The 18,273-nt window shown below is 68.2% G+C and carries 16 protein-coding genes; 7 read left to right on the top strand and 9 right to left on the bottom strand.

All coding sequences use genetic code 11. The features are described from left to right. Positions 1 to 2 precede the first annotated feature (2 nt). The 5 genes from WT53_RS19805 to WT53_RS19785 form a co-directional block, all read right to left on the bottom strand. On the bottom strand, positions 3 to 983 hold the full coding sequence (locus WT53_RS19805; RefSeq protein ID WP_034204712.1) for an aldo/keto reductase: 981 nt from the start codon (positions 981 to 983) through the stop codon (positions 3 to 5). A gap of 164 nt (positions 984 to 1,147) precedes the next feature. Further along, positions 1,148 to 1,819 (bottom strand): MarC family protein, encoded by a 672-nt coding sequence (locus WT53_RS19800; protein ID WP_034204711.1) that lies wholly within the window; start codon positions 1,817 to 1,819, stop codon positions 1,148 to 1,150. 136 nt (positions 1,820 to 1,955) lie between these two features. Then, positions 1,956 to 2,756, bottom strand: a complete 801-nt coding sequence (locus WT53_RS19795; protein WP_034204710.1) for an enoyl-CoA hydratase-related protein — start codon at positions 2,754 to 2,756, stop codon at positions 1,956 to 1,958. A 40-nt stretch (positions 2,757 to 2,796) separates the two neighbouring features. Continuing rightward, positions 2,797 to 4,119, bottom strand: a complete 1,323-nt coding sequence (gene paaK / locus WT53_RS19790) for a phenylacetate--CoA ligase PaaK (protein ID WP_034204709.1) — start codon at positions 4,117 to 4,119, stop codon at positions 2,797 to 2,799. 55 nt (positions 4,120 to 4,174) lie between these two features. Continuing rightward, on the bottom strand, positions 4,175 to 5,731 hold the full coding sequence (locus WT53_RS19785) for a 3-hydroxyacyl-CoA dehydrogenase (protein WP_060261164.1): 1,557 nt from the start codon (positions 5,729 to 5,731) through the stop codon (positions 4,175 to 4,177). Between the two features lie 541 nt (positions 5,732 to 6,272). Here WT53_RS19785 and WT53_RS19780 point away from each other — a divergent pair. Then, the gene (locus tag WT53_RS19780) at positions 6,273 to 7,361 is read left to right on the top strand and encodes a calcium:proton antiporter (RefSeq protein WP_034204707.1); all 1,089 of its coding nucleotides are present in this window, start codon (positions 6,273 to 6,275) and stop codon (positions 7,359 to 7,361) included. Between the two features lie 161 nt (positions 7,362 to 7,522). On the opposite strand, the gene WT53_RS19775 is transcribed toward WT53_RS19780, so the two are convergent. Then, a complete protein-coding gene (locus tag WT53_RS19775; protein WP_060261161.1) occupies positions 7,523 to 8,431 on the bottom strand; it encodes a LysR substrate-binding domain-containing protein in 909 nt (302 codons plus the stop codon). 113 nt (positions 8,432 to 8,544) lie between these two features. Between WT53_RS19775 and WT53_RS19770 the strand changes: the two genes are divergently transcribed. Both WT53_RS19770 and WT53_RS19765 read left to right on the top strand, forming a co-directional pair. After that, on the top strand, positions 8,545 to 9,483 hold the full coding sequence (locus WT53_RS19770) for a 2-hydroxyacid dehydrogenase (RefSeq protein ID WP_034206170.1): 939 nt from the start codon (positions 8,545 to 8,547) through the stop codon (positions 9,481 to 9,483). A gap of 64 nt (positions 9,484 to 9,547) precedes the next feature. Further along, positions 9,548 to 10,912: an MFS transporter gene (locus WT53_RS19765; protein ID WP_034204705.1), complete on the top strand. Its 1,365-nt coding sequence runs from the start codon at positions 9,548 to 9,550 to the stop codon at positions 10,910 to 10,912. 25 nt (positions 10,913 to 10,937) lie between these two features. On the opposite strand, the gene WT53_RS19760 is transcribed toward WT53_RS19765, so the two are convergent. Then, positions 10,938 to 11,906, bottom strand: coding sequence for a LysR family transcriptional regulator (locus tag WT53_RS19760; protein ID WP_060261158.1), 969 nt, complete (start codon positions 11,904 to 11,906; stop codon positions 10,938 to 10,940). Between the two features lie 361 nt (positions 11,907 to 12,267). Between WT53_RS19760 and WT53_RS19755 the strand changes: the two genes are divergently transcribed. The 4 genes from WT53_RS19755 (at position 12,268) to WT53_RS19740 (ending at position 16,599) form a co-directional block, all read left to right on the top strand. Next, positions 12,268 to 13,440, top strand: a complete 1,173-nt coding sequence (locus WT53_RS19755) for an HPP family protein (protein ID WP_034204703.1) — start codon at positions 12,268 to 12,270, stop codon at positions 13,438 to 13,440. 119 nt (positions 13,441 to 13,559) lie between these two features. Continuing rightward, the gene (locus tag WT53_RS19750) at positions 13,560 to 13,973 is read left to right on the top strand and encodes a MarR family winged helix-turn-helix transcriptional regulator (protein ID WP_034204702.1); all 414 of its coding nucleotides are present in this window, start codon (positions 13,560 to 13,562) and stop codon (positions 13,971 to 13,973) included. A 20-nt stretch (positions 13,974 to 13,993) separates the two neighbouring features. After that, positions 13,994 to 15,781 carry a chloride channel protein gene (locus WT53_RS19745; protein WP_034204701.1) on the top strand — a complete coding sequence of 596 codons (1,788 nt, stop codon included), beginning with the start codon at positions 13,994 to 13,996 and terminating at the stop codon, positions 15,779 to 15,781. A gap of 485 nt (positions 15,782 to 16,266) precedes the next feature. Continuing rightward, a complete protein-coding gene (locus tag WT53_RS19740) occupies positions 16,267 to 16,599 on the top strand; it encodes a hypothetical protein (protein ID WP_052100110.1) in 333 nt (110 codons plus the stop codon). Positions 16,600 to 16,697: 98 nt separating this feature from the next. Here WT53_RS19740 and WT53_RS19735 read toward each other — a convergent pair whose 3' ends face one another. Both WT53_RS19735 and WT53_RS19730 read right to left on the bottom strand, forming a co-directional pair. Continuing rightward, positions 16,698 to 17,018 (bottom strand): pyrimidine/purine nucleoside phosphorylase, encoded by a 321-nt coding sequence (locus tag WT53_RS19735; protein ID WP_006478890.1) that lies wholly within the window; start codon positions 17,016 to 17,018, stop codon positions 16,698 to 16,700. Positions 17,019 to 17,204: 186 nt separating this feature from the next. Beyond that, on the bottom strand, positions 17,205 to 18,107 hold the full coding sequence (locus WT53_RS19730) for a LysR substrate-binding domain-containing protein (protein ID WP_034204700.1): 903 nt from the start codon (positions 18,105 to 18,107) through the stop codon (positions 17,205 to 17,207). Between the last annotated feature and the right edge of the window lie 166 nt (positions 18,108 to 18,273).

The raw sequence follows: 18,273 nt of genomic DNA, 5'->3' as shown, positions 1-18,273 counted from the left end.
GCTCAGTTGAACCCGGCCACCGCGTGCGGCACGTACGGGCGTTCGAGCGCGGCGATCTCGTCCGCGCTCAGCTTCAGCGCGAGCGCGCCGAGCGCATCGTCCAGCTGCTGCGGCTTCGAGATGCCGACGATCGGCGCGGTCACGCCGCGCTTGTGCGCCACCCACGCCAGCGCGACCTGCGCCCGCGGCACGTTGCGGGCGGCGGCGATCGCCGCGACGGCCTCGACGACCGCCTTGTCGGCGTCGATCGTCGCGTCGTACAGCCGCTGACCGACGTCGTCCTTCTGCTGCCGTTCCGACGTTTCGTCCCAGTTGCGCGTCAGGCGCCCGCGTGCGAGCGGGCTCCACGGAATCACCGCGATGCCTTCGTCCTCGCACAGCGGCAGCATTTCGCGCTCTTCTTCCCGATACAGCAGGTTCAGGTGGTTCTGCATGCTGACGAAGCGGGTCCAGCCGTTCTGCTTCGACGTGTGCAGCGCCTTCGCGAACTGCCACGCGAACATCGACGACGCGCCGATATAGCGCGCCTTGCCGGCCTTCACGACATCGTGCAGCGCCTCGAGCGTCTCCTCGATCGGCGTGCCGTAGTCCCAGCGGTGAATCTGGTAGAGATCGACGTAGTCGGTGCCGAGCCGCTTCAGGCTCTGGTCGATGTCGGTCATGATCGCCTTGCGCGACAGGCCGGCGCCGTTCGGCCCCGGCCGCATCCGGTAGAACACCTTCGTCGCGATCACGACCTCGTCGCGCTTCGTGAAATCGCGCAGCGCGCGACCGACGATCTCCTCGGACGTCCCGTCCGAATACATGTTCGCGGTGTCGAAGAAGTTGATGCCGGCCTCGACCGCCCGCTGGATGATCGGGCGGCTTTCCGCTTCCGGCAGCGTCCACGGATGCGTGCCGCGCAACGGCTCGCCGAACGTCATGCAGCCCAGCACCAGCTTCGACACGTCCAGCCCGGTCGATCCGAATTTCACGTATTCCATTGCACGCCTCTCCATTCGAGTCGGGGTTGCGGCCGGATGCGCGCCGCGCACCCGCCAGACGTCGCATGGTATCCCGCATGCCGCGAACGCGTACGACCGCGCGCCGCATGCAGGCTGCGTGAAAGGACGAAAAAGGGCGAACGAGGACGAACCGGAAGGCCCGGTTACTTGACCTGGTCGGCGATCGGCTGCAGGAACGCGGAGAAGCCGGTCAGCATGATCTGCACGCCGATGCACAGCAGCAGGAACGCCGACACACGTTTCGCGACCTTGGTCCCTTCGCTGCCGAGGTAGCGCGCGAGCAGCGCGGAGCGGCTGTAGACCTGCCAGATCACGAGCGCGACGAGCACGGACACCGCGATCGACACGATGCTCGACAGCATGAATTCCGACAGCTTGTGCGTGCGGTTCGCGTTCAGCGCGATCGCGGTCGCGATCGAGCCGGGGCCGACCGTCAGCGGCACCGTCAACGGGAAGAACGCGCGCGTCATGATCGCGTTCGCGTCGATCGGCTTGATCGGCGTGTCGCCGCCGCCCGGCCCGTCCGGTTCGTTCAGCATCTGCCAGCCGGCCACCGCAACCGCGAAGCCGCCGCCGATCCGCAGCGCTTCCATCGAGATCCCGAAGAAATGCAGCACCGGCGTGCCGGCGAAGAACGCGACCATCAGCACGACGAACGCGTTGAACGCGACCTTCCTCGCGAGCAGATCCCGTTCGTGCGCGGTGAGCGCCTCGGTTCGTTCGAGAAACAGGAACGCGATACCGATCGGATTGATGATGCCGATCAGGCCGGTAAAGCCGAACAGGATCTCGGAGACGAGGCGATTGACGATCATCGTGCGAAGCAGCGGTCGGAACGGGCCGGCAACGCGCCGGGGGTCACGCATTGTAGTGCAAGCGCTCGCGCCCGAGACGCAAAATGCGGCCGGCCCGGGTTCGCCGTCCATCGCCGTGAACGTGCGTCGCGCAGCCTTATTCGGCGGCCGCCTCCCAGGCCGGCGGCCGCTTCGCGAAAAAAGCCGCGAAGCCTTCCTTCGCTTCCGGCGTCGCCCGCACCCGGGAGATCGTCTGCGCGGTGAACGCCGCGCGTTCGTCCGACGGCGGATACTCGCCGATCGCATCGAAAAAGCGCTTGATCTCCGTCAGTGCGTGCGGGCCGTTGCGGCCGAGCTCCGCGAGCGTCCGCTCGAGCGTGTCGTCGAGCACATCGAGCGGCACGGCCTGATGAATCAGGCCGATCGCGACGGCGTCGGCAGCCGCGAGCTGCGTCGCGGTCAACGCGAGACGGCGCGCCTGGCGCTGGCCGACCGCCTCGACCAGATACGGGCCGATCACGGCCGGCAGGATCCCGAAGCGCGCCTCGCTGACCGAGAATCGCGCGTGATCGCTCGCAATCACGATGTCGCAGGCGGCGCACAGGCCCACGCCGCCGCCGAACGCGTGCCCCTGCACGCGGGCGACCGTCGGTTTCGGGCACTGCCGGATCGCACGCATCATCGCGGCGAACCGCTCGGCGTCGCGCAGGTTCGCGGCCGCATCGTTCGCGCTCGCGCGCTGCATCCACTGCAGGTCGGCGCCCGCGCAAAATGCGCGACCGTCCGAACGCAGCACGATCGCACGCACGTCGTCGCGCCGGCCGAGCGTCGTGAACGCGTCGGTGAGCTCCGCGATCATCGTCTCGTCGAACGCGTTCAGCACGTCGCCGCGCCGCAGCGCAACGGTCGCGATGCCGCGCGCATCGACCGTGACGGCCAGGGTCTTCAATTCATCCATCGAACAGGTTTCCTCGGGTAAAACGACGCACACGTCGAAATCAGGCGGCCTGGCGGCGATCGATCACGCGGCGCGCCTTGCCGGTCGCGGTCGCGGGGATGCCGCCGGCCGCCAGCACCGTCACGCCGGACGACACGCCGACCATCGTCTTGATCCGGTGCTGCAGTTCGCGCGCGAGCGCCGCGCGCTCGCCGTCGGTGACGGACGCCGCCGCTTCGGAACGCAACTCGACCGCGAGGTCGAGCCGGTCCATGTGACCGTCGCGCGACAGCGTGATCTGGAACTGGCCCGACAACTGCGGCAGCGCGACGACGATCTCCTCGATCTGGCTCGGGAACACGTTCACGCCGCGCACGATCAGCATGTCGTCGGAGCGGCCCGTGATCTTCGCCAGGCGCCGCATCGCGCGCGCGGTCGGCGGCAGCAGCGCGGTGAGGTCGCGCGTGCGGTAGCGGATCACCGGCATCGCCTCCTTCGTCAGCGACGTGAACACGAGCTCGCCCTGGCTGCCGTCGGGCAGCACTTCGCCGGTGACGGGATCGATGATCTCCGGGTAGAAATGATCTTCCCAGATCACCGGGCCGTCCTTCGTCTCCACGCATTCGCACGCGACGCCCGGGCCCATCACTTCCGACAGCCCGTAGATGTCGAGCGCGTCGATGCCCACGCGCGTTTCCACTTCGTCGCGCAGCGCCTGCGTCCACGGCTCGGCGCCGAAGATGCCGATCTTCAGCGACGATTCGGCCGGGTCCATCCCCTGCCGCACCATCTCGTCGATCAGGTTCAGCATGTACGACGGCGTGACGAGGATGATCTTCGGCGCGAAATCGCGAATCAATTGCACCTGCTTCTCGGTCTGCCCGCCGGACATCGGCACGACCATGCAGCCGAGCCGCTCCGCGCCGTAGTGAATCCCGAGACCGCCCGTGAAGAGGCCATAGCCGAACGCGTTGTGCAGCGTATCGCCCGGGCGGCCGCCGGCCGCGCGGATCGAGCGTGCGGTCACGTTCGCCCACGTGTCGATGTCCCGCGCCGTGTAGCCGACCACCGTCGGCTTGCCGGTCGTGCCGCTCGACGCATGCACGCGCACGACCTGCTCGCGCGGCACCGCGAAGAGGCCGAACGGATAGTTGTCGCGCAGGTCGCTCTTGGTCGAGAACGGAAATTTCGCGAGATCGGCGAGCGACTTCAGGTCGTCCGGATGCACGCCCGCCGCATCGAACGTGCGCCGATAGTGCGGGACGTTGTCGTACGCGTGGCGCAGCGACCATTTGAGGCGTTCGAGCTGCAGCGCCTGCAGTTCGTCGCGGCTGGCGGTCTCGATCGGCTCGAGGGCGGCGGCGGGATGCGTCGGGTGAGTCATCGGGGTGCTCCTCCAATGGAGTGATGTCGTTGGCGTGTTCGAGGTGACGAGGCGGTCACGACCGGAACGTGCGACCGGCCGCGTGCAGCGCGGCGAGGCGCGGCGACACGCGATAGCGGTCCTCGCCGTAGCTCGCCGCGAGGTTCGACAGCACGCGATGCACGCGGCCGATGCCGATCGCATCGGCCCACGCGAGCGGGCCGCACGGATAGTTCACGCCCTTCTCCATCGCGAGATCGAGATCGGCCGGCGAGCACACGCCCTGGTTCACCGTATCGGCCGCTTCGTTCGCGAGCATCGCGACGGTGCGCATCGCGACCATCCCCGGCACGTCCGCGACGCCGACGACGCGAAAACCCGCCTGCTGGAACAGGCCGACCGCGTCCGCATACGCCGCGTCGCTGCACTGGAGCGCGCGCGTCAGCGCGACGAGGCCGGCCTGCGCGTAATCGCGCGCGAGATCGACGAGCACGAGATCCGGCACGCCCGTTTGCGCGGCGCGCGCGGCGGCCGTCCGGCCGTCGGTCAGTGCGATCGATGCGCGGCCGGCCACGGCGAGCAGATCGTCGGCATGCGCGTCGTTACGCCGCGCGTTCGCGATGCGGTCGACGAAGCGCGCATGCAGCGCGGCGGCCGGGCCGTCCTGTGCAAACAGCGCGACCTCGGCCGGCGCGGTGCGCGCGGGCTCGAAATCGGGCGCGGGCGGCGTCGCGCCGTCCGCATACGAATAGAAACCGCGCCCGGACTTGCGCCCGAGGAAGCCCGCATTCACGAGTTCCTGCTGGATCAGCGACGGCGTGTAGCGTGGGTCGTTGAAGTACGCGCGGAACACCGACTCGGTCACCGCGAAATTCACGTCGTGGCCGATCAGGTCCATCAGTTCGAACGGCCCCATCCGGAAGCCGCCGGCTTCGCGCATCACCGCGTCGATCGAAGCCGGCGTGCCGCCCTGCTCGTTCAGCACGCGCAGCGCCTCCGCGTAATACGGCCGGGCGACGCGGTTCACGATGAAGCCCGGCGTCGATTTCGCCATCACCGGTTGCTTGCCCCACGCGGCGGCGGTCGCATGAAGCATCCGGGCGACGTCGGGCGCGGTCGCGAGCCCGCTGACCACCTCGACGAGCGCCATCAGCGGCGCCGGGTTGAAGAAATGCAGGCCGGCGACGCGCTGCGGCACGCGCAGCCCGGCCGCGATCGACGTGATCGAGATCGACGACGTGTTGGTCGCCAGCACGCATGCGTCGTCGACATGGCGTTCGAGGGTCGCGAAGATCTCGCGCTTCACGTCGAGCCGTTCGGCCGCCGCCTCGACGATCAGCGCGGCGCCCGCGAAATCGGCCAGCGCGCGCACCGCGCGGACCCGCTTGCCGGCCGCCTCGGCCTGCGCCGGTTCGAGCCGGCCCTTCTCCGCCAGCCGCGCGAACTGCGCGCGGATGCCGGCCAGCGCCTTGTCGCAGGCCGCCTCGCTCAGGTCGTACAGCAGCACTGCATGGCCAGCCGCCGCCGCGACCTGCGCAATGCCTGCGCCCATCGCGCCGGCGCCGATCACGCCGACGACGGCCGACGGCGCGAGTGCGCCCGAGTTCACCGAATGTGCAGAGGAAACAGCCATCGCTTGCGATCCGTCATGAAGTGGAAGTGCGAGCGATTATAAACCGACCGGTCGGTAGATTTATGTCAGGGCGAGCCCGAATGTGTCTTGCAAAAAACCGTTACGAAACCTGCAACGACAAAAAATCGAAAGGTCGGGGCAACTTTTTGTTTACCGAAAGGTCAACGTAGGGATTCGAATATGAGATAGTGACCCCCGAACGCCTGATAAAATTCGACAAATTGCCGGATTTCAGGGGGAATGCGTGTCGCGCCGTCATCGCCGTCCATCGCCCTTTTCGGGGTCGAATCGAGCTTCCGGCCCGCGTGTCGCCTCAGGCGCTCGTCTTGCCGTCCGCGGACAACCGCTTCGAACCGTTTCATCCCGCGACGGGCTTCGGCCCGCCCGCGCCCCTCGCCGCCTCGCGGCAGCGAACCCAGGGCTGCGCCGTTGCGTGCCGCCCCTCTTCGGTTTCATCGTCTTCGTTCGGCGGATAGTACGGCCGGGCTTCGTCAACCCGTGACGGCGCGTCGCGCGCCGCCACTCGCATAAGGAAACCCTCATGCCGCTCTCGTCCAACCAGCTCCCGCGCTGGACCCTCTGGGCCCCGCTTGCCGCCTGGCTGGTACTCGCGCTGTCGCGCGTCGTGCCGGTCGAAGGTCTCGTCATCGCGGTGTTCGCCGCCGCGCTCGCCGGCGCCGTGTTCGCCGCCGTCCACCATGCGGAAGTCGTCGCGCACCGCGTCGGCGAACCGTTCGGCACGCTCGTGCTCGCGGTCGCCGTGACCGTCATCGAGGTCGCGCTCATCGTGTCGGTGATGCTCGGCGCGGGCCCCGAAAAATCGGGCCTCGCGCGCGACACCGTGTTCGCCGCCGTGATGATCATCTGTAACGGCATCGTCGGCATCTGCCTGCTGGTCGGCGCATGGAAGCACGGCGAACAGGACTTCCAGGGGCGCGGCGCGAGCAAGGCGCTCGCGGTGCTCGCGTCGCTGTCGGTGCTGTCGCTCGTGATGCCGAACTACCTGAACGCCGCGCCCGGCCCGTTTTTCTCGAAATCGCAGCTCGCGTTCGCCGGCGTCGCGTCGCTGGTGCTGTACGGCGCATTCGTGTTCGTGCAGACCGTGCGCCACCGCGACTACTTTCTCGCCGCGCACGACAGCGCGGACGAAGCGGTGCACGCGGCGGCGCCGAGCAACCGCACCGCGATCATCAGCATGGTGCTGCTGTTCGCGAGCCTCGTCGCGGTCGTGCTGCTCGCGAAGCTGCTGTCGCCGGCCGTCGAGCATGCGGTGCTGAAACTCGGCGCGCCCGAAGCCGCGGTCGGTATCGTGATCGCCGCGCTCGTGCTGCTGCCGGAAGGGCTCGCGGCCGTCACCGCCGCGCGGGCGAACCGCCTGCAGACCAGCATGAATCTCGCACTGGGTTCGGCGCTCGCGAGCATCGGGCTCACGATCCCGACCGTCGCGGCCGTGTTCATCTGGGTCGGCCAGCCGCTCACGCTCGGGATCGGCGCGATGGAAACGGTCCTGCTGGCGCTCACGCTGCTGGTCAGCACGCTCACGCTGAGCCAGGGACGCACGACGGTGCTGCACGGCGTCGTGCACGTCGCGCTGTTCGCCGCGTACCTGTTCCTGTCGATCACCCACTGACGTCCCGATGCGCGCGCGCCGGCGGATGCTCGCCGCACGGCCGCGCGATTCCTTTCCCTTCCTTCGCTCCACGCCGCCGTTGCCGGGCTGCAATCGCACGAAGCTTCCGGCTCGACGGCGCGTTACCTGCGGCCGGCACCCGCTCGCGCGAGCAAGCGCAGCTAAACGCCCGTGTCGTCCGTACTCTGGGTCAGAAACCGCTCGACCATCGCGTTGAACACCGGCAGCGCCGGATTGTCGTTGTCCGCGCGCCATGCGAGATACAACTCTGCCGCCACGTTGACGCCCGCCAGCGGCCGGAACACCACGCCGTCCACATGAAGCTCGCGCGCCGACGCGGGCACCAGCGCCGCGCCGAGCCCCGCGCGCACGAGGCCGAGGATCGTATGCGTCTGGCCGACGTAATGCAGGTAGTTCGGCAGCCGCCCGACGCCCGCGAACATCCCCGAAATCATGTCGTGGAAATACTTGCCCTCGTTCGGCGAATACGCGATGAACGGCTGCCGGTCGAGCTCGTCCGGACCGATCTGCTCGTAGGCCGCGAGCGGCGCGCCTTCCGCGACCGCGACGAGCATCGGTTCGCGCTGCACGAGCCGGTATTCGAGCGGCTGGCGCGCGGCGCGCTGGCGCACGAAGCCCGCGTCGAGCATCCGCGACGCGAGCGCGTCGATCTGCACGGTCGACACCATCTCGCGCAGTTCGACGTCGACGTCCGGCAACGCATGCGCCGCGTGCGCGAGCAGCACCGGGATCATCCGGTACGCGCTCACGGCCGTGAAACCGAGCGTGATGCGCCCGGCCCCGCCATGCGCGACGCGCTGCGCGGCCTGCTCGGCCCGTGCGGAAAATTCGAGGATGTGCCGCGCGTCGCGCAGGAAGCGTTCGCCGGCCGCGGTCAGGCTGACCTGCCGGCTACTGCGCTCGAGCAGCGCGATGCCGAGCGCGTGCTCGAGCAACTGGATTTGCCGGCTGAGCGGCGGCTGAGTCATGAAGAGCCGCCGGGCCGCACGGCCGAAATGCAACTCTTCGGCCACCGCGACGAAACAGCGAAGCTGATGGAGTTCAATCATTCAAATCTTGAATCAATCGATAGTCTTTTGATGTTAGACCGATATCGATTCGATTTCTATACTCGGTTCCACCTGATGCGCAGCCCGTGCCGCGCACGACGACCGAGACCTTCATGCCCATCGACATCCTGCTGACCCAGCCGCTGCCCGACACCATCGACGCCGAACTGTCCGCGCGTTACATCGTGCACCGGCTGTATGCGACCGAGCGGCCGGACGCGCTGCTCGATCGCGTGGCGCCGCGCATTCGCGGCGTCGTGACCGGCGGCGCGAACGGCCTGTCCGCCGCGCTGATGGACCGGCTCGGCGCGCTCGAGATCGTCGCGATCAACGGCATCGGCACCGACGCGGTCGATCTCGAGCGCGCCCGGGCACGCGGCATCCACGTGACGACGACCCCCGACGTGCTCACCGACGACGTCGCCGACATGGCGCTGGGGCTGATCCTGACGACCCTGCGCGACCTCGGCGCGGGCGAGCGCATCGTGCGCGCCGGCCGCTGGGGCAAAACGGCCCAGCCGCTCGCGACGCAGGTCACCGGCAAGCGTCTCGGCATCGTCGGGCTCGGCCGCGTCGGACGCGCGATCGCGCTGCGCGCGCAGGCGTTCCGGATGCCCGTCGCTTACTTCGGCCCACGCGAACATCGCGACAGCGGCTATCGCTTCGTGCCCGACCTCGCCGCGCTCGCGCGCGACAGCGACGTGCTCGTGATCGCAGCCTCGGCCGATCACGGCAACGTGCTGGTGACGGCCGACGTGCTCGCCGCGCTCGGTCCAAAAGGATTCCTGATCAATGTCGCGCGCGGCAAGCTGGTCGACGAAGCCGCGCTCGTGCGCGCACTGGCCGACGGCACGATCGCCGGCGCCGGTCTCGACGTGTTCGCGAACGAACCGCACGTGCCGGCCGCGCTGCTCGAACTCGACCGCGTCGTCGTGCAGCCGCACCGCGCGAGCGCCACGCACGAAACGCGCGAGGCAATGGGCCGCATCGTGCTCGCCAACCTCGCCGCGTGCTTCGCGGGCCAGCGCCCGCCGACCAGCGTCACGCGCTGAGCGCGGCACCGCCCTCTCGTTACAACACCGGATGCCTCCGCGCGACGGAGGCCAGGAGACACGCATGTCCAATCGATTCAGCGGCGCTGCCGTCGCCGCCTCGCCCGCCGCCGCGCGCACGATCGGCCGGGTCCGTTATGCGGTCCTCGCGCTGATTTTCGCGGTCACCGTCGTCAACTATGCGGATCGCGCGACGATGTCGATCGCCGGCACCGGCGTCGCGCACGACCTCGGGCTCACGCCCGTGCAGCTCGGCGTCGTCTTTTCGGCGTTCGCGTGGGCCTATGCGATCGGTCAGATCCCGGGCGGCTGGCTGCTCGACCGCTTCGGCGCGCGACGCGTGTACGGCCTGAGCCTGTTGCTGTGGTCGGTATTCACGATGCTGCAGGGCACGGTCGGCGCGTTCGCCGTGCAAGGCGCGGCCGCGACGCTCGCGCTGTTCGCGATGCGCTTCATGCTCGGCCTCGTCGAATCGCCGGCGTTTCCGGCCAATTCGCGGATCGTCGCATGCTGGTTCCCGACCGCCGAACGCGGCACCGCATCGGCGCTGTTCAATTCCGCGCAATACATGGCCGTCGTGCTGTTCACGCCGGCGATGGCGTGGCTCACGCATGCGCTCGGCTGGGAGCACGTATTCCTGTGGATGGGGCTGCTCGGCATCGCGTTCGCCGTGCTGTGGTTCGCGTGGTATCGCGAGCCGCACGGCCACCCACGCATGACCGACGCGGAGCGCGACCACCTGCGCGCCCACGGCGCGCTCGTCGATCTCGAGGCGAATCGCGTGCGCGAGCGGTCGCGCACGTCCTGGCGCGACGTGTCGCAGCTGTTCCGCCACCGGAACCTGTGGGCGATCTACATCGGTCAGTACTGCATCACGGCCCTCACCTACTTCTTCATCACGTGGTTCCCGATCTACCTGATCAAGGGGCGCGGGATGACGATCATGGAAGCCGGCTGGGTCGCCGCGCTGCCGGCGATCTGCGGCTTCACGGGCGGCGTGCTCGGCGGCGTGCTGTCGGACTGGCTGATCCGGCGCGGCATGCATCCGTCGAGGGCGCGCAAGACGCCGTTCGTCGCGGGGATGGCGATGGCGACGCTGCTCGTGCTCGCGAACGGCGCATCGTCGAACGCGGTCGTGATCGCGCTGATGACGATCGCGTTCTTCGGCAAGGGGCTCGCGGCGGTCGGCTGGGCGGTGCTCGCCGACACGGCGCCGGAAGGCATGATCGGCTTGAGCGGCGGCGTCTTCAACGGTCTCGGCAACATCGCCGGCATCGTCACGCCGCTCGTGATCGGCTACTTCGTCGCCAGCACCGGCTCGTTCGCCGGCGCGTTATGGTTCGTCGCCGCGCACGGGCTGATCGGCATTGCGGCGTATGTCTGGCTCGCGGGCCGCTTCGAGCGGATCCGCATCGCGCCGGCCGCATGAGCGGCGCGGCGGCACGCACGCGCCGTCACGCAGGCTGGCGGCCGCCCGGCATATGCTCCGTCGTGAGCCGGTCGAGCTCGCGCAGATCGTTCTCCAGCGCCGGCGTGAGCGTCGTGCGCAAGTGATCGAGGAAGGTGCGGATCTTCGCATCGAGATAGCGGCGCGTCGCGTAGACGGCATAGACGCTCACCGTCTGCAGCCGGTACTCGGGCAGCACGCGGATCAGGCGCCCTTCGCGGATATCGTCGAGCACCGTATACAGCGCCACGCACGCGATCCCGCGCCCGGCGCGCACCGCGACGCACAGCGCGTCCGGCACGTTGACCTGGAACGGCGCCGGCTGCAGCGCGTAGACGGTTTCCTCGCCGTCGCTGCGCTCGAGCCGCCATTCGCCGGCCGGCGACGCGGGCGTGTCGAGACGCAGGCACACGTGGTTCGGCAGATCGTCGGGCGTGTGCGGCGTGCCGTGCCGCGCCAGATATTCGCGCGATGCGACGAGCACGCTGCAGCTCGTGCCGCAGGTCTGCGCGACATAGCCCGAATCGGGCAACTGCGACGCCGTCACGATCGACACGTCGTAGCCCTCTTCGACCAGATTCGGCATCCGCTGCGCCAGCGTCAGCTCGACCGACACGTCGGGGTTGTCCGCCTGGTAGCGCACGATCGACGACACGACATGGCTCTGCCCGAGCCCCGTCATCGCATGAATGCGCATCTTGCCGCTCGGCCGCAACAACGCGTTGCGAGCCTCCGCGTTCGCGTAGTCGAGTTCCGCGAGGATCGATTTCGCGCGCTCGAAATAGCGCTCGCCGCTTTCGGTCAGGCCGAGGTGGCGGGTCGTGCGATGCAGCAGGCGCGTCTGTACGTGGGCCTCGAGGTTCGAGACGGCGCGCGACACCTGTGCGGTGGTCGCGTCGATTTCCTTCGCGACCGCGGTAAAGCTGCCGGCTTCGACAACGCGCACGAACAGGCGCATGTTTTCGAGCATGTCCATTGAATTGGCTTGGGGAAAGTCAGTGGGGAGGCGTCGGCGGCGCTCGCGTCAGAGGGGTAACGGAACGCGGCCGCGAACCGCGCCGAATCGATCGCCGTGCCGGGAAAAAGGCGGGAGAGCGGGCATCGCGGACGGGGTTCTGGCATGACGGGGGGAATTGATTGCGCCGAATTGTACGCCGCTGCAGACAAATTTGCGCGGTTACGCGTGCGGAAGCTTCCACCCGATGAAAGGTATTTGCAAGACTCGTGCATCGCGCGCGTGCAACGGCTTGATGCGGCGCGACAACATGTATCACAACGCGATATAATTTCGCGCTCGTCGCCCCGCCCCGCGTCGTCATCTCTACCGCTTACCGTCCATGTCGTCAGGTTCCTCCCCGTCGCGCCGCACGTTGCGGCAATGGCTGCACAGCTTCATTCCCCATCCGATGACGCTCGGCTGGCGCGAGCGCCTGCGCTCGTGCACCGGCGCGCTCGTGGGCATTGCGACGGTCGGCGTCACGATGCGGCTGCTGCCCGGCGTGCCGGGCCTCGTGCCGCTGCTCGTCGCGCCGATGGGAGCGTCGGCCGTGCTGCTGTTCGCAGTGCCGGCGAGCCCGCTCGCGCAGCCGTGGTCGATCATCGGCGGCAATCTCGTCGCGGCGACGGTCGGCGTCGCGTGCGCGCAATGGATCGCCGATCCGATCACGGCCGCCGCAGTCGCGATCGCTTGCGCGATCGGCGGCATGTTCGCGCTGCGCTGCGTGCATCCGCCGTCGGGCGCCGTCGCGCTCACGGCCGTGGTCGGCGGCCCGGCGATCCATTCGCTCGGCTTCGGCTTCGTCCTGCAGCCGATCGCGCTGCAATCGGCGATCCTGCTGTCGGCCGCGCTCGTCTATCACGCGCTGACCGGGCACCGCTATCCGCACGGCGGCGTGCGCCCCGAAGCGAAACAGCAGGCCGGCGCCGCACCGGCGCGCGGCGGCTTCACGCGCGGCGACCTCGACGCGGTGCTGAAACGTCGCAGCGAATGGCTCGACGTCGATCCGGACGATCTCGAAGCGCTGCTGCGCGAAACCGAAATGCAGGCCTATACGCGCACGTTCGGCCAGTTGAAGTGCGCGGACCTGATGACGAAGAATGCGATCGAGGTCGCGCCGTCGACGTCGATCGCGGCCGCACTGACGCTGCTCGACCGACACCGCGTGAAGGCGCTGCCCGTGGTCGACGGCGAAGGCCGCCTGACCGGCATCGTCACGCGCGCCGACCTCACGCGCCAGTTGCGCCGTCCGACCCCACTGTGGCAGCGCCTGTCCGCGCGGCTGCCGCACTCGTTCGGCGGCCAGCCCGCGAGCGTCGCGTCCGTGATGACGCGCGACGTCGCGTCGGTGCCGGAAACGATGCCGATCACGGCGCTCGTGCCGCTGTTCACGCATTCGGGCCACCACCATATTCCGGTCGTCGATGCGTCGCGCCGGCTCGTCGGCATCATCACGCAGACCGATCTCGTCACGGGCCTTTATCGGCAGACCCGGATGCTCGAGGCCGCGTAGCGCGCATCCCGCGCCGTCACCGCCTGCGAAACACAGAATGCAACCATTCAGCGGTATTTCGGCCATTTATATCATGTTGTGATATATTTACCGCCACCGTAACCGACTGCCCGACCTCGATGAACGATACCCGACGCGCGCTCGCGAAAAGCGATTTCCAGCAACTGTCCGAGTTCCGCTACCAGATGCGCCGCTTCGAGCGCTTCTCCGAGCGCGCCGCGCAAAGCGAAGGCGTGACGCCGCTGCAATACCTGCTGCTGCTGCACATCAAGGGCTATCCGCATCGCGAATGGGCGACCATCGGCGAGCTCGCGGAACGCCTGCAGGCGCAGCACCACGGCGTCGTGGCGCTGGTGACGCGCTGCGAAGCGCTCGGGCTCGTGAAGCGCAAGCCGAGCGAGGCCGACCGTCGCCAGGTCGAAGTCCACCTCGAACAGGCCGGCGAAACGCTGCTCGCCCGTCTCGCGGCCATGCACCGCGCCGAGCTGAAGTCGCTCAAGGACACGTTCCAGGTTCCCCAGATCGATTACTGACCCTTGCCCTCGCCACGCCGATGAACGCACCACACAAACGCGATTTCTCGATCAACGAACGCCTGCCCAGGATCGCGTTGCTTGCCGCCGGGATCGGCCTGCTCGGCACGCTTGCCGCGTTCGTGCTGTTGAGCCTGATCCACCTGTTCACGAACCTGTTCTTCTTCCAGCAGTTCTCGTTCGCCGACCATTCGCCCGCGAACAACACGCTCGGCGCATGGGTGATCGCCGTGCCGGTGATCGGCGGGCTGATCGTCGGCCTGATGGCGCGTTTCGGTTCGGAAAAGATCCGCGGCCACGGCATTCCCGAAGCGATCGAGGCGATCCTGTTCGGCAAGAGCCGCATGTCGCCGAAGGTCGCGATTCTCAAGCCGCTGTCGTCCGGCATCGTGATCGGCAGCGGCGGCCCGTTCGGCGCCGAAGGCCCGATCATCATGACGGGCGGCGCGCTCGGCTCGCTGATCGCGCAATGCGTGCACGTGACCGCCGCCGAGCGCAAGACGCTGCTCGTCGCCGGTGCGGCCGCCGGCATGACGGCCGTGTTCGGCACGCCGGTGGCCGCCGTGCTGCTCGCGGTCGAACTGCTGCTGTTCGAATGGCGTCCGCGCAGTTTCCTGCCGGTCGCACTCGCGTGCGCGGTCGCAGGGTTCGCACGCGCGGTGTTCTTCGGCGTCGATCCGCTGTTTCCGGTGACGACCGCCGCGCCGACACCCGTCGCGCTGCTGTCGTGCATCGTCGCGGGCCTGCTGTCGGGCATGCTCGCGTGCGGCCTGTCGGCGGCGCTCTACCGCGTCGAGGACACCTTCGCGAAGCTGCCCGTGCATTGGATGTGGTGGCCTGCACTCGGCGCGATCGTGATCGGCATCGGCGGCTGGCTCGAGCCGCGCGCGCTCGGCGTCGGCTACGACGTGATCGGCGACCTGCTGCACCAGCACATCGCGTTGAAGGTCGCGCTCGCGCTACTGATCGTGAAAGCCGTGATGTGGGTGATCGCGCTCGGCTCGGGCACCTCGGGCGGTGTGCTCGCCCCGTTGCTGATGCTCGGCGCCGGCCTCGGCACCGTGCTGTCGCCGGTGCTGCCGGGCGGCGATCCGGTGCTGTGGCCGCTCGTGTGCATGGCCGCGACGCTCGGCGCGACGCTGGGCGCCCCGCTCACCGCGATCGTGTTCGCCTTCGGCCTCACGCACGACGCCAACGCGCTGCTGCCGCTGCTCGCCGCAACGCTCGTCGCGCACGGCTTCGCGACCATCGCGATGAAGCGCTCGATCATGACGGAAAAGATCGCACGCCGCGGCTACCACATCTATCGCGAATACGGCGTCGATCCGCTCGAGCGGCACGACGTCGGCGAAGTGATGACGTCGGCCGATCGGCTCGTCGCGATCGACGGTTCCGCGACGCTCGCTACCGTCGACACGCAATACTTCGGCGCGAAGCAGACGCACCGCGCGTATCCGGTCGTGCAGAACGGCCGCCTGCTCGGCCTCGTCGATCGCGCGACGCTCGACGCACAGCGTGCACGGGCCGGCGCCGACGCGCCGATCTCGGCCGCGTTCACCGACCGCGCACCGGCCGTCGCGCTGGCGCACGAAACGTGCCGCGTCGTCGCGTCGCGCCTCGCGATGCTCGGCCTCGAGCGCCTGCCGGTGGTCGCCGACGAGCAATCGCTGCGCATCGCGGGCATCGTGTCGCGCAGCGACCTGATCAAGCCGGCACGCCAGCACTTCGACGACGAACACAAGCGCGAGCGCTTCCGCCCGGTCGTCCCGCCCAACCTGCGCGACGCCCGCTCGCGCAAGCCTGGTTGACACGCCTCGCGTGCGCGGCGCCCGGCCGCGCACCGCTTGCCCGCCTCACGTCGCTGCACGATGCCGCGCGCCCGTCGCGCGCCGCATCGCGGCGCGGCCCTCTTCTCCGTTTAAAGTTGGTTAACAATTCGGCAAGCGAAAGTTTGTCATCATGGTGCTCATGCGACGGGGCCATTCATCAGCCATTCCACTTCGTCATCAGATAAAGAGTCGCGGCACGGCATGCACGCACATGCCGTCCGCCGCGGCCGTCACCTCACCACACCACGACCGGGCAGCGCACCGACCGCGCCACGCATGACGTCGAGCCGTACGCGACGCATGCCGCGCCGCAGCAACATGCTGCAGCATCCGAGCCGCCGTTTGGCAAGCACGTTAACAACTTGTTTCGGAATGACCGGAACCGAGCCTGCCAGATGCGATCTCACTAGCACGCAGCACTGCTGCGCATCCCACTCAATCAATCACGACTCGAGGGAGATAACGTGAACGCGAAATACTTACCGCTCATCGCATTGACCGTGGCAATTTCTGCTCATGCCGCCGAACCTGCCGTGCAGAACGTGGGACAAAGCCAGAAGGCGGCACCCGACGTCTCGGCGTGCATCGCCAAGACCTGGGCCGACAAGTCGCAACAACAGGTGATCTCGCAGAACGTGCTGGCCAACGGCCTGGCGACCGACGTGTACGCACCGGGCCAGCAGCCGCCGAACGGCGCCGCCGCGATGGTTCGTCCGTCGTGGCAGCCGGGTGCGAAGACGTGGGTCGGCGTGCGCGGCGACGCAGCATCCGCCGGCGACATCAACGCCTGCCTGTAACGATGTAACGAGAACAGGCGCTCCGGATGGCCTCGCGCCATCCGTTTGCGACGAGCCCCGCTTCGGCGGGGCTTTTTCTTTGCTGCGCGAAAAGCGTCTTACAGGTAGCTGCAGACGTAATCGAGCGTCTCGAGCACTTCGATGTCGAAGCGGCTCTTGCCCGGCACGGAGAACGATTCGCCGGCGCCGTAGGTCTGCCATTCGCTGCTGCCGTCGAGTTTCACGCGGCACTTGCCGGCCTGCACTTCCATCAATTCGGGCGCATCCGTGCCGAAGTTGAGCGCGCACGGCAGGATCACGCCGAGCGTCTTGCGCGTGCCGTCCGGGAAGAGCACGGTATGCGACACGCACTTGCCGTCGAAATAGACGTTCGCGCGCTTGACGACCGATACGTTGTCGAATTGGGTTGCACTGGTCATGTGATGCCTCTGATTGCTGGATGCCGGATGGCGATGGAGTGGGAGGCCGGCCGTAGCGGCGGACCGTAGCGGCTGGCCGGCCGCTATGATACCGGCTCGCGCGACGTGCGCCGGAATGGCATGCGGCCGGCACATGCCGGTCCCATGATCGTCAGGATCACTACGTTATTTGCGCGAGGCGCCGGCTCACCGCAGCCCCTTGCGTCGCGCGGAATCGCGCAGGCAATCGAGCAGCATCGCCGCGGCCGGTGTCAGCGGGCTGTCGCGGCGCGTGACGACCTGCACCGATACGCCCGGCAAGCGCTCGCGAATCGGCAGCACCGCGAGCTGGTCGCGCGCCCAGTCGCCTTGCAACAATTGCTCCGGCATCGACGCGATCAGGTCGCAACCGGTCATCAGGCTGTGCGCGAGACCGAAGCTTGGGCATTCGACGACGCGCGTCGGCACCGGCAACCCGTACGCGACGAACGAGTTGAACAGCACCTGCGTCGAGCTTTCCGGCGACGGATTCATCAGCCAGTCGGCTTCGACGAGATCGGCGAGCGAGGTGGCCGACGCAAGCGGATGCCCTTTGCGCGCGACGATCAGCGAACGGCTCGCATAGAGTTCCGCGTGATCGAACTCGGCCGCCAGCAGTTCGGGGACGACGACGGCCACCGCGAAATCGAGCGAACCGTCGTGCAGGCGCGGCAGTGCGACGCCGGGAAATCCTTCGACCAGATTGACGCGCGCCACCGGAAAGCGGCGCCGGAACGCCCGAAACGCGTCGGGCAGGATCGTCACCGCCGCCGCCGGCGTGATCGCCGCCGCAACGGAACCCGTCATCGCGCCCTGTGCCTGCTCGATGTCGTCGCGGGCGCGCTGCATTTCGGCGACGATCAGCCGCGCGCGCACCTGCAGCTGCTGGCCGAACGCGGTGAGCTGCACGCCGCGCGCGGTGCGCACGACGAGCGATACGCCGAGCGCGATCTCCAGCTCCTTGACAGCCTTCGTGAGCGCAGCCGGCGACACGTTCAGGCGCCGCGCGGCCGCGCGAATGCTGCCTTCTTCCGCGGCGGTGACGAACGCTTTCAGCTGATGGTATTTCATGGCGGCAATGCGTGATCCGTGGAAACCCCGTGCGGCCGGCCGCGCCATGGCTCAGGGTATTCCCGAGCGGCAACCGACGGTGTGCACCAAAGCAATTTAGCAGCTTCTGGTACCCAAAAGAAATTTATATGCTTGGTCGTCATATGCGCGTCAAACGCCCCACCGG

Origin of the sequence: Burkholderia sp. MSMB2157WGS (assembly GCF_001532755.1) — a bacterium.
Lineage (GTDB): Bacteria > Pseudomonadota > Gammaproteobacteria > Burkholderiales > Burkholderiaceae > Burkholderia.
The sequence above is the reverse complement of the archived record's forward strand: the minus strand, read 5'-3'. Positions and strand labels throughout refer to the sequence as shown.

What these genes read in the sequence shown, in the direction of transcription:
- WT53_RS19805 (WP_034204712.1), bottom strand. Translation starts at nt 983, where the DNA reads ATGGAATACGTGAAATTCGGATCGACCGGGCTGGACGTGTCGAAGCTG.
- WT53_RS19800 (WP_034204711.1), bottom strand. Translation starts at nt 1,819, where the DNA reads ATGATCGTCAATCGCCTCGTCTCCGAGATCCTGTTCGGCTTTACCGGC.
- WT53_RS19795 (WP_034204710.1), bottom strand. Translation starts at nt 2,756, where the DNA reads ATGGATGAATTGAAGACCCTGGCCGTCACGGTCGATGCGCGCGGCATC.
- paaK (WP_034204709.1), bottom strand. Translation starts at nt 4,119, where the DNA reads ATGACTCACCCGACGCATCCCGCCGCCGCCCTCGAGCCGATCGAGACC.
- WT53_RS19785 (WP_060261164.1), bottom strand. Translation starts at nt 5,731, where the DNA reads ATGGCTGTTTCCTCTGCACATTCGGTGAACTCGGGCGCACTCGCGCCG.
- WT53_RS19780 (WP_034204707.1), top strand. Translation starts at nt 6,273, where the DNA reads ATGCCGCTCTCGTCCAACCAGCTCCCGCGCTGGACCCTCTGGGCCCCG.
- WT53_RS19775 (WP_060261161.1), bottom strand. Translation starts at nt 8,431, where the DNA reads ATGATTGAACTCCATCAGCTTCGCTGTTTCGTCGCGGTGGCCGAAGAG.
- WT53_RS19770 (WP_034206170.1), top strand. Translation starts at nt 8,545, where the DNA reads ATGCCCATCGACATCCTGCTGACCCAGCCGCTGCCCGACACCATCGAC.
- WT53_RS19765 (WP_034204705.1), top strand. Translation starts at nt 9,548, where the DNA reads ATGTCCAATCGATTCAGCGGCGCTGCCGTCGCCGCCTCGCCCGCCGCC.
- WT53_RS19760 (WP_060261158.1), bottom strand. Translation starts at nt 11,906, where the DNA reads ATGGACATGCTCGAAAACATGCGCCTGTTCGTGCGCGTTGTCGAAGCC.
- WT53_RS19755 (WP_034204703.1), top strand. Translation starts at nt 12,268, where the DNA reads ATGTCGTCAGGTTCCTCCCCGTCGCGCCGCACGTTGCGGCAATGGCTG.
- WT53_RS19750 (WP_034204702.1), top strand. Translation starts at nt 13,560, where the DNA reads ATGAACGATACCCGACGCGCGCTCGCGAAAAGCGATTTCCAGCAACTG.
- WT53_RS19745 (WP_034204701.1), top strand. Translation starts at nt 13,994, where the DNA reads ATGAACGCACCACACAAACGCGATTTCTCGATCAACGAACGCCTGCCC.
- WT53_RS19735 (WP_006478890.1), bottom strand. Translation starts at nt 17,018, where the DNA reads ATGACCAGTGCAACCCAATTCGACAACGTATCGGTCGTCAAGCGCGCG.
- WT53_RS19730 (WP_034204700.1), bottom strand. Translation starts at nt 18,107, where the DNA reads ATGAAATACCATCAGCTGAAAGCGTTCGTCACCGCCGCGGAAGAAGGC.